General features: G+C 39.1%; 5 protein-coding genes. 2 read left to right on the top strand and 3 right to left on the bottom strand.

What is annotated here, in order from left to right; genetic code table 11:
* Nucleotides 1–542 (bottom strand): gliding motility-associated C-terminal domain-containing protein (locus tag KGY70_19075; protein MBS3777304.1); only part of this gene is annotated, 542 nt, incomplete at its 3' end.
* 438 nt (nt 543–980) lie between these two features.
* Here KGY70_19075 and KGY70_19070 point away from each other — a divergent pair.
* Nucleotides 981–1,922, top strand: coding sequence for a DMT family transporter (locus KGY70_19070; GenBank protein MBS3777303.1), 942 nt, complete (start codon nt 981–983; stop codon nt 1,920–1,922).
* 49 nt (nt 1,923–1,971) lie between these two features.
* A complete protein-coding gene (locus KGY70_19065; protein ID MBS3777302.1) occupies nt 1,972–2,484 on the top strand; it encodes a hypothetical protein in 513 nt (170 codons plus the stop codon).
* Between the two features lie 5 nt (nt 2,485–2,489).
* Here the strand turns inward: KGY70_19065 and KGY70_19060 are convergent, their stop codons facing one another.
* Nucleotides 2,490–3,149, bottom strand: coding sequence for a phosphatidylserine decarboxylase family protein (locus KGY70_19060; GenBank protein ID MBS3777301.1), 660 nt, complete (start codon nt 3,147–3,149; stop codon nt 2,490–2,492).
* Between the two features lie 139 nt (nt 3,150–3,288).
* On the bottom strand, nt 3,289–3,594 hold a 306-nt coding region (locus tag KGY70_19055; GenBank protein MBS3777300.1), incomplete at its 5' end, for a phosphatidate cytidylyltransferase.

The raw sequence follows: 3,594 nt of genomic DNA, 5'->3' as shown, positions 1-3,594 counted from the left end.
GAAGCCATTTTACCGTCCCAGTATATTACCGTTCCGGTTCTTTCATAAATCAGGTCGCCGTTCCGGGTATAGATTTCCAGTTTAAGTTTTTGTTCGCCGTTTGATTTGACTACAAAAACATCATTTATTCCGTTTTCATCAGGTGAAAACACATTAGGGACTTCAATGGAATTTTCAACGAAAATGGTTTTTGAAGTAAAATGAATTAACCCCGACCTGTCAGCTATTTCCAGACCAATTTCATAGTTCCCGGCTTCACTGAATTTATGCCTGTAAGCAATAAAATTTCCATTGTTTCTTATGGGTTCAAAATCCACAGGGTTTCCGTTTTTTGTCCACTCAATAGATGCAATATCCTCATCCTCCGTATCTGTTAATCGGGTGGTGTCGTTATTGCTGATCTTCATCGGAATGAAATAATGGGTAAACGTAGCGGCATGAACGCTATCCTTAAAAGCTATCTGGTCAATTTGAGCATTGGATGATACTGAAAATATGAAGATTATAAAGAATGATGTAAGGATGACTTTTATTTTGCCCATTAACCCAAGATTTGATCATGTAAATATATAAAATAGAAGATTATTATTTCAAATTTTTCGGTGAATTTTTTTTAACCCGAATTATTCTTGAATAATTAATTCTTGTTCAAAGTTTATTAGAATTCTGTAATACAATATAATATAACTGCACAACCTGAACAATTCAGATCAATCCCCATTGAACCCGCATATTTATCATTTTCTTGTAGCAAAACTCAGTGGATGCGGGTTTCTGACGCTATTGAAAAACCTGGCTTTTTGCTTCAATAAATTTCGCAAAAACCCGGTTTTTCTAATGCGGGGTTAAGCTGCCGGCTGATATTAAACTTTTCCAACTCAAATTAATCAAAATAACTTGTTTTTTATTTCTTTGTGGCTCGAAATTTTGGGTAAAAATAAAAAAAATCAAAATAACCTGATTTCAATAGAGGAAAAGATATGCTGGATTCATATTTTGGAGAATTTGCCAGTTTGATGGCTGCTTTTTGCTGGACCGCCACAGCTTTGGCTTTTGAATCAGCCGGGAAGAAAATCGGTTCCCTTTCTGTGAATTTAATTCGTTTGTTCATGGCTATTTTTATGCTGGGTATTTTTACATGGATTACCCGCGGCCTTTTTTTGCCTGTAGATGCAAGCTGGCATCAATGGAAATGGCTGATCATATCGGGTTTGATTGGATTTTCACTGGGTGATTTATTCCTTTTCGAAGCCTATGTGCGTATTGGTGCCCGCATTAGTTCACTGATCATGTCGTTTGTACCCCCTATTACGGGGCTTATAGGATGGCTTATTATGGATGAAAGGCTTTCTGCACAAAATATATTGGGAATGGCCATCACGTTAACCGGTATCATTCTGGTTATCTCTCAAAGGAAAAACAGAAATCCTAATCCTTCGCGCATAATAGAGGAACCACCCAAAAAGAAAAGAATAAAAATGACTTTTTCATACCATGTGGTGGGCATCATTATGGCATTTGGAGGAGCAGTGGGACAGGCTACCGGTTTGGTGCTCAGCAAATTTGGCATGCAGGATTACAATGCTTTTGCTGCCACCCAGATCCGTGTGTTTGCCGGAACAGTGGGATTTATGATTCTGTTTTTTATTTTAAGAAGGTGGAAAAGGGTGATGACCGCTTTAAAGAACAGAAAAGCGATGAAAAGGGTTACTGTTGGAGCTTTTTTCGGACCTTTCCTTGGAGTTGCATTTTCCCTGCTTGCCGTTCAAAACACTTTAACGGGCATTGCTTCTACTTTAATGGCTTTGGTTCCAGTACTTATCATACCCCCAGCGGTTCTGTATTTTAAGGAAAGGGTGAACTTTCTGGAAATATTGGGCGCCTTTATTGCCTTTGCCGGAGTTGCACTGTTTTTTCTATGAGATAAAATCTTATATTTGTTAATTGAAAATTCTTTTAGATTAATGTAACATGGTGTTCAAAAGATCTTATATACTCATTGTGTTGTCTTTTGTTTGCATTTCCTGCAGCACCGGTGAAAAGACCACTTTCCGCCAGGATTGCCCATCCACAACACAGAATGAATTCCTGAATCACCCTGTTTCTGCTCCTCTGAATCTGAAAGATTTCAGGATGGAATACGGGGAACAGTTTAAAATGAAAAAGTTCCGGCGTAATCTGGATGAAGATAAACGTACTGTCGATACCATTTATCAGTACATCAAAGGAAACAATGCTTTTGTTTTTTATGCCGCTGAAAACTCCGGGGAGGAATCGTTCCTTACTTTAAAAATTGCGGACAATCAAATTGAATTGGAGAACTGTCTTCATATAGGCATGGAAAGAAGCCGGCTGGAAGAACTTTTATCAGATTTTCCCGAAAAGGCTGGAGATACCGTGAAAATTGATAACGGTGAGAGGCAGGGGGTATTTATATTTAGCAAAGATCAATTGGAAAAGCTCCACATCAACAATTATTATTAATGGTTTTATTTTTTCCATTGCGCAAGAATGGTGCTTTGACCTTTCACCTTATCTTTTCGTTTGATATTCAATTGCACATCCAACGGCAGAAAGATATCCACCCGTGATCCGAATTTGATAATGCCAATCTGACCGGCCTGGTCAACCTTAGCCCCATGGGTTATATAGCTGACAATTCTGCGGGCCACTGCTCCTGCAATTTGTCTGACCATGATGATCTTTTCTTCATCTTTTTTCACAGCGATGCTGGTTCGCTCATTGTTCAAAGATGATTTGGGGTGTTTTGCTATAAGGAATTGTCCGGGATGATACCTGAAATATTCAACCGTGCCGCTAATGGGGTGCCAGTTCACATGAATGTTCCATATAGACATGAATATGGAAATCTGTATTCTTTCACCTTTAAGGTATTCGTATTCAGTAGTTTGTTCTATAGCGACCACCCTGCCGTCGGCCGGGGAGAGGATGTTTAAATCATCCAATGGAGCTGTCCGTGAGGGTACTCTGAAAAAACGAATGACCAAAAAAAGTAATATCAGGGATAATCCTCCAATGATCCATGAATAAAGGGGTCTTCCAGGCAGTAAAATTAAGGTAATGTTTAAAACCAGCAAAATGATGAGAAACCACCTGATTACCCTATATCCTTCTTTATGTATATGCATTCACAACGCTTTCATTTAATAGTCAAAGGTAATTAAAAAACGTATAAATAATATATGTATTTTTAAATCTTTGTGTTTTATGATATATTTTAAGGTACCGGAGAAAGCTGTTTTGCGTGTGCTCTAATTCCGGGGGCTGTCATAATATAAGCTTTAGGAAGGCATAGGCCAGGGGAATAATGAATAAGGCCGAATCGAATCGATCAAGGGCTCCGCCATGTCCGGGAATCAGGTGGCCTGATTCTTTCACCCCGGCGCTTCTTTTAACAGATGATACGGTAAGATCGCCAAAAGTACCCGCCACACTCACAATGATTGCCAGAATAATCCATATTACCATATTCAGATGGCTGGTTAGGTAAAAAATGATCAGTGCCGCCAGTATGGTAAAGAAAAGGCCTCCGGCCACTCCTTCCCAGCTTTTTTGCGGGGAGATGTTCCGGGA

It is taken from the genome of Bacteroidales bacterium (assembly GCA_018334875.1).
Taxonomy (GTDB): domain Bacteria; phylum Bacteroidota; class Bacteroidia; order Bacteroidales; family UBA12077; genus JAGXLC01.
Note: the sequence above shows the minus strand (reverse complement) of the source record. Positions and strands in the feature narration are given on the sequence as shown.